The organism is Desulfatibacillum alkenivorans DSM 16219, from assembly GCF_900142135.1.
In the GTDB taxonomy this organism is placed as follows: domain Bacteria; phylum Desulfobacterota; class Desulfobacteria; order Desulfobacterales; family Desulfatibacillaceae; genus Desulfatibacillum; species Desulfatibacillum alkenivorans.
In genome coordinates, this window is sequence record NZ_FQZU01000079.1 from 1 (window position 1) to 6,985 (window position 6,985).

Annotated in this window: 4 protein-coding genes and 1 pseudogene; 3 read left to right on the top strand and 2 right to left on the bottom strand. The window is 47.9% G+C overall.

Features of this window, described 5'->3' with window-relative positions; translation table 11 throughout:
* The first annotated feature begins 230 nt into the window (after positions 1-230).
* On the top strand, positions 231-2,603 hold the full coding sequence (locus BUE18_RS26925) for an FG-GAP-like repeat-containing protein (protein WP_083611318.1): 2,373 nt from the start codon (positions 231-233) through the stop codon (positions 2,601-2,603).
* A complete protein-coding gene (locus tag BUE18_RS26930; protein ID WP_073479212.1) occupies positions 2,504-5,518 on the top strand; it encodes an RHS repeat domain-containing protein in 3,015 nt (1,004 codons plus the stop codon). The genes BUE18_RS26925 and BUE18_RS26930 overlap by 100 nt, the downstream gene beginning before the upstream one ends.
* Before the next feature lie 112 nt (positions 5,519-5,630).
* On the opposite strand, the pseudogene tnpA reads toward BUE18_RS26930, so the two are convergent.
* A pseudogene (gene tnpA, locus BUE18_RS26935) lies at positions 5,631-6,058 on the bottom strand (IS200/IS605 family transposase).
* 149 nt (positions 6,059-6,207) lie between these two features.
* Here tnpA and BUE18_RS26940 point away from each other — a divergent pair.
* Complete coding sequence (locus BUE18_RS26940; protein ID WP_073479213.1) at positions 6,208-6,714, top strand: hypothetical protein; 507 nt, start codon at positions 6,208-6,210, stop codon at positions 6,712-6,714.
* Positions 6,715-6,766: 52 nt separating this feature from the next.
* Here BUE18_RS26940 and BUE18_RS28385 read toward each other — a convergent pair.
* A partial coding sequence (locus BUE18_RS28385; RefSeq protein WP_211482852.1) for a hypothetical protein occupies positions 6,767-6,985 on the bottom strand: 219 nt, incomplete at its 5' end.

A 6,985-nucleotide genomic window follows, 5' to 3' on the forward strand; every position in this document is an offset into this window, starting at 1 on the left:
AGGCCGGCCCAGGAGGCGTCCAGCATGGCTCTGCGTTTGGGGCCGAGATAGGCCCAGGGGTCGAACAGGGGGAGTTGCTTATTGTCACGGATTCGAATCATTGTATTCCTATTAATTATTTGAATTAATTATGGATAGTAGCATAAATCTGATCCTGCGGCAAGCATTATTCCCTATAAAAACAACAAAAAACCGGCCCTGATTGTGGGGGCATTAATCCCGGAAACTTTTTGCCGGGCCATCAAGATTACCAAATCAAAGATTATCAAGATCAGATTTATCCCAAAGAGATTAAATACACCTATCACGAAAACGCATCTCCATATTATACAGTTCAGTTTCATTTGGAGGATAGGGATGACCACTTCATTTCCTGTGATGGCCATTTTGAAGTTAATAATAGGAAAAGGCTCAGCATCATTCAGGTCAAAGGTTCGAACAAAAATGTCAGAGCTTATGGTCTTCGATACATTAACAGTGACGTCACCCACCTTTCCATGCTGGCTGGAGTAACCGAATATGGTCAGCCCACGAGTGTTAGGCCTCACAATGGCACGATAGTCGGGGCGCATTTGCCTGAAAAAACATTTACATACAGGTCTGAAGGCAATTCGTTCGGGTCAATCAACAGCAAAGTATTCAAGTGGACAAGAAATTCCAATGTAAATATGGAGCTGTTTAAAGGTATAGGGGATTTTAACGGGGACGGCAAAGCTGATATTTGGAGAATTCAACACAAGCAAACGCCTGATAGAATCCTTATCTATTTGGCTGATGAGCAAGGATTCGGTGAAGCACAGGATTGGGGCTTCACGAACAATTGGCCAAATGAGTATTGGAGAGGCTTTCAGGATTTTAACGGCGATGGCATGCTTGACCTTTGGTATGTTCCTAATAATTCAACAAGAAAAATTTTTGTTCGCCTGTCCACTGGCTCAAATTTCGCCGATCCCCAGGAGTGGGGGGCGAACAACCTTTGGGCAAACCATTATTGGGTGAGATTCTCGGATTTAAACGGCGATGGTATGCAGGACCTTTGGTATGTCAGAGCTTGGAGTGGCACAGTAACAGTGAGGCTTTCCAATGGAAACGGTTTCGATGCTCCAGTTGACTGGGGGTCTGGAAACAACTGGGCCAATTATATATGGACAGGATTTGAAGATTTTAATGGTGATGGAAAGCAGGATTTTTGGTTTGTCAGTGCAAATGCAACCACTGTCCTTAAGGTCAGATTATCAACAGGAACGAGTCTTGGCCCTATATTGGAATGGGGTACCGACAATAACTGGGCCAATCACTTATGGAGAGGCTTTGCCGATTTCAATGGTGATGGAAAGCAGGATCTATGGTTTGTGCCGAGTGGATCACACATACTGCATGTAAGATTATCTGATGGAGAAAGACTTGCAGACGCTATTGAATGGACGGACGGTGACAATTGGGTGGGTTATGACAACAAGGGGTTTGCGGACATTAATGGCGATGGCAAAATGGACTTGTGGTATCAGGATGCTTCCAATGGACATGTCATGGTGCGCTTTTCCACGGGGCAGGGCATGACTGAAGCCATGACTTTAAGTAATGGCAATTACAGTTTTGTGGCAGGGGACTGGAAAGGCTTTGCCGATTTTAACGGTGACGGAAGTGCTGACTTATGGGCCGTTCCGGGGGAAACTCTTAACTCAGGAACGGCATATCAGTATACCACCATTCTTAATCGATTGTATTGGGTTTACTCAAATTCCCAGGCGCCTGGATATGTTACCCAAATAGACAATGGGATTGGAGCAACAACACAATTCAGGTACGATACTCACTTTTCCCATCCTTTGAAGGTACAAACAGTAATCTCCAAGACTGTCAACGATGGCCTCTCTCCATCTGCCCAATACTGTTACAACTATGAAAATGGATACTATTCCTTTGAGGATAGAGCATTCAGGGGGTTCGAGCATACCTACAAGACCAATCCTGATGGCGCCATTGAAAAAGCCACCATTGAGGTTGATGATTACTGGTTTAAGGGCCGTGTGCTGACAAAGACTCTCTCCTCAGATTCCGCATTGCTGTCGCAGATTACATATCGGTGGGCCGCTTCGGGGGACCCTTCCGATGACTGGCGCTTTATCTGGCCGGACGAGAAACGGACGGAGTTCTTTGATGGCGAAATCGTCTATTCCCAGGAAAACTTTACATACGACCCGATCAATGGAAACCTATCGTCTAAAACCATCCAAGGCAGGGAAGGTCCAACCATCCGCACTTCCTATTCATATGTCAACAAAGGCGACTGGCTTTGGAAAAACACCCAGAAAACTGTCTATGAATGGGACAGCGCTTCCTCTTCCTGGGTGACGCAAGCGGCTACCGCATACGGCTATGAAAGCGGAACCGGCAACCTGACTGACGCCTGGAACTGGCTGGCTGGCTGGCTGGAGGAATTAATCCGCATCTTCAGTTTCAGTACGACTCCTACGGAAACATTGTTGAGCAGTCGGATGCAATGGGCAACACCACCACAACCACCTACGATTCGGTGTGCCATGCTTACGCCGTATCCAAGACCAATCCCTTGGGCCATGTCACGAAAAACGAGTTCATAGACTATCGCTATGGTATAGTCACGCAGGCCAAGGACGCCAACGGCAACCGGACCTATGTCACTCTCGACGAGTTCGGCCGAGTAATTCAGCAGGATTACCCGGACGGCGGCCAAATACTGACGGACTATTTCGACAGCGTTTTTCCCCGGTACACCAAGACCCGCACGCTTATTTCCTCGGGCAATTACGCAACCTCCTATGAGTTCAAAGATGGTTTCGGAAGGACAATCCAGACGGCTGTGCAGGATGCTACAGGCTACCTGATCACTCGCACCTTTTATGACGGTATGGGCCGGGTGGAAAGCAGCTGGGGGCCGTTTCATGACCACACCTACACCTATCCGGCAACACCATGGTTGGAATATCCGGGCTCCACGACGACCTATGACGACCGCGGCAGGGTCGTGAGCACGGTCATGACGGACGGAGCAACCAAAACCTATACATACAGCGGGTTGGAAACCACCATCACCGATCCGGACGGCAAGAAGAAAACGGAAATCCGGGATTACAAAGGGCGCGTCCTGGAAATCGTCGAAGATCCCGACGACTTTAATTATCATACCTATTATGAGTACGACGCCTTTGATAATCCCACAAAGATTACGGACCACCTGGGAAATGAAACCGTCATGGTCTACGACACTCTATGCCGCAAGATCCAGATGACCGATCCAAATATGGGAACCTGGCATTACGACTACGACGCCAACGGCAACCAGATCATGGAGACCGACGCCAAGGGCCAGATGAAGGTCATGGAGTACGATGGATTGAATCGCCTGGAATCCAAAACCTTTGTAAACACGGACGATAACCCGGTTTATTATACCTACGACGACGCATCCTGCCCCAACGGCGTGGGCATGCTATACCTGGAAAGCAACGGCGTGGTCACCTCCACGGTCCAGGCGTATGACGCCATGGGCCGGGTTCTCGCTTCCACCAAGGAAATCCAGGGAGCCGCCTACAACCCCACAAGCTATTTGTACGACCTGGCCGGAAATCTGACCAACATTTATTATCCTGACGGATATCCGGTGGCGTACACCTATTATCCGGGCACAAGCCTGCCTTATCAAGTGATAGGACAACTTGGCGCAACGCTTGCGACTTTCTCCGGCTACGCTCCCAACGGCAGTCCATGCCGGATTGATTACGACAATGGGGCGTATACGGATCAGGTGTTTGACGGGCAGACCCTGCGCCTGGAGTCCATTGTTACTACCGACGCCAATTCAGAACCAGTTCAGAACTTTTCTTACTCTTATACTCTCACCGGAAACCTGGCTACGAAGGTGGATTCAAGGCTGCCCCAATCCGTTGCCTATACCTACACTTATGATAACCTGCACCGGCTGACCAGAGAGACAGGCACGGACGGAACCAACAGATGCATCGGTTATGACGCCATTGGCAATATTCAAGCCCAGGTAGATAATGGTGAGTCTCTCGTCTATGGTTATGGTGGGGCCGGCAACAATCAACCGCTAATTAGCATTCACCGCGGCGGGGGGCCATTTTATTATTATGAGCACGACAACAACGGTAACATGACCCAAGGCTGGGATTTTTCCGGGCTTTACAATCCAGTTGCTCGAACAGTCCAATATGACGGGTACGATATGCCTGTTTCTATTACGTTGGGCAACGATACTACTTTGTTCGCCTATGACGGAAACGGAACCCGGGCGGTCATGGAAGTAGCGGGCGGAGACCTCACCCATTATGTGACCGCTAGCTATGAAGTGTTAAACGGCGCGCCGGTGAAGTACATCTCCGGCTGCGGCATGACCATCGCCAAAATCGATGAAAACGGCGTGATGACCTACATGCACCAGGATCATTTGGGCAGTTCCACGGCCAGCACGGACGCATTGGGCGTGCGTTTGGGCGGGATGGATTACCGCCCCTTCGGCCTGGAAAACAGCTCCTGGGGAACCTTTACCGACAAATACCGCTACACCGGCCAGGAAAAGGATTTTTCCACCGGCCTGTACAATTATGACGCTCGGCTTTATGATCCAATCATAGGGCGTTTTATCTCGGCGGATACCATTATCCCTGACCTCCTCAACCCCCAAAGCCTGAACCGTTACGCCTATTGCCTTAATAATCCGCTCGCTTATACAGATCCAACGGGACATAATGGAATTCCATACAGTTCTCCATGGGGCACTACTCTTTGGGCTTATGGAGACCCGCTAAACACATGGGCGGATTTTGCCTATCGTTGGGATTATGAGATTGATGTGTATCGGGCAGGATCCTGGGAAACAGCAGAAAAACATCCAAACCTGTATGCCATTGAAAATACCGGGTACTCATTCGTTCAGCCGCTTGCTTCATTTTTGAAATTAGGCTCCTCTTTTGGTGAACATGGATGGAAAGTTGATAGCCTGATGGAAATAGTGTATGGATGCGATGCCTTTGTTACAGTCGGTGCTGCAATTGAGGGACCCCTTTCCAAAGGGCTTTCAAATTTAGGAAATAGCCAGTTCGGGAATTCTGTTGGTTCTCGACTTGCCAGACTCTTTGCAGATGAGACTGGTGCAGTTGGGTCATGGGGGCCTAAAAGTGGCGCTGATTTCATAGTATCTGAGAATGGAACTGCAGTTCATGCAAGCCAATCTAAAATGATAGAAAGCATAACTAACTCCGGTGCAACAAAAATTGGCCCTACTCATGCGACAACAGAAAGTGGCCAAATTTTTCATATGAACACATCAAGCGGCCCCATTGAGGCTCGAGTTATGAATGGCAGACCAGGGGGTGGCCCCAATCAAGGACCAAGGACCATCGTGACAAGGCCCGGGACTAGAGAGTATGTGCATCCAAATGGTGCAAGGATAGAGGGGCCTGTTCCATTAAATCAGAGGAAAGCAATTGGTCATATTCATGGGCAAACGTTTTAAATAAAGAATCCGACCCCAGAGGGGCCGGTCTTGGGATTAACCCCTGGAAGGGGATAAAATTGCTTTGCCCTCTGAGAGGGCAAAGTTGAGTTGCCCCCATTTTACTATGTTATTAGTAGCGGGGATTCTCGGATTCCCGTTCCTTCTTCTCCTGATGTTTGACGTACTTTCGAATCATTTCCGAATCGAGTCCTACTGTGTCAACGCAATATCCTCTCGACCAGAAATGATTGCCCAATAGGGCTTTTGCTTCAACTCGCGGAATCGGTTCAAAACACGGATAGCCGTTCGCCCTTTGACCGTGCCCACAAAACCAGAGACAGACACTTTGGGCGGAATCATCACCAGAAGGTGAACATGGTCTATCTGCACGTTTAATTCTATAACTTCCGCCCCTTGTTGGGCGGAAAAGGCCCGGACGCAGTTTTCAACCTCATCGGCTACCTTGCCCTTGAGTATTTTGTATCGATACTTGGGCGTCCAAACTATGTGATACTGGCAATGCCAAATTGTTTGTGATAACTTCCTGAATCGACTCATTTGTTACTCCTTAGCTACAGTTGTGGGGACAACTCGGCTTCGGTTGTAGCAAATGAGTCGTTCAGATGGCAAAGCCACTGAACTCTGACCTTGCTCAGAGAGCAAGGATTTCTATGTTGGATTAAAAACAGTGTAAGGAGTATTTCAGCTTGAACGCGAAGACAAAAAAGGATCGTAGGGTAGGTGAAGCATTGATTGGAGCTATACTCAAAGGTGGCGGGTTTAGCGGGTTTCGTTTTGATACCGCGTTTTGTCTGAGGTTTGAAAGGAGCGAGCCTGGCGAGATCAATGGCAATGAGATCCCTTGGATTTTTGAACTTCAGATTTTAACCGAGTGGTGGTTTGGTGCTAAAGAAGATTGGAAAAAACGTGTGAAGAGTTTTCAAGAAAAACATTGCTTGGACACCGACGAGCCTCTGAAAGCATATGAACTAACTTGCTTGCGCTGGAGCGAGGGAGGTACTGTCGATTTGATTAACATGGGAGATAACTGCCTAACAATTGTTTTTAAGAATGGAAAGTCACTTTCAATATCTCTTGAATCTGATGTTGATTTTGCATGGATTGTTCAAGAACCTAATGTTTCTGAAGAGGATTCTCAATGGTCTGTAGTCTGTGAATGTGGAGAACTTTTTGTTAGAATGCCATATAGTTGAAGTGAACGTTTTCTTTCGTGGTGACGGCTTTGCATAATCGGTAACTTAATTTTTAAGATTTGGCGCCAAAGTGGTCGTCAAGGGCATGCTGGACAAACCATAGACCTCTGGCTGGGGCGAAAGCGTCACGCTTCAACGCCCCGGCCGTTTTTTTTTCTCCTTGAATATTTCCGCCCATCCAAATTATCATACAAAAATAGGTTCGTAGTACCTTATTAAGGATGTTCCCAAAAACATTGGTTAGGCAATTAATCAAAGACGTCCCCAAAAA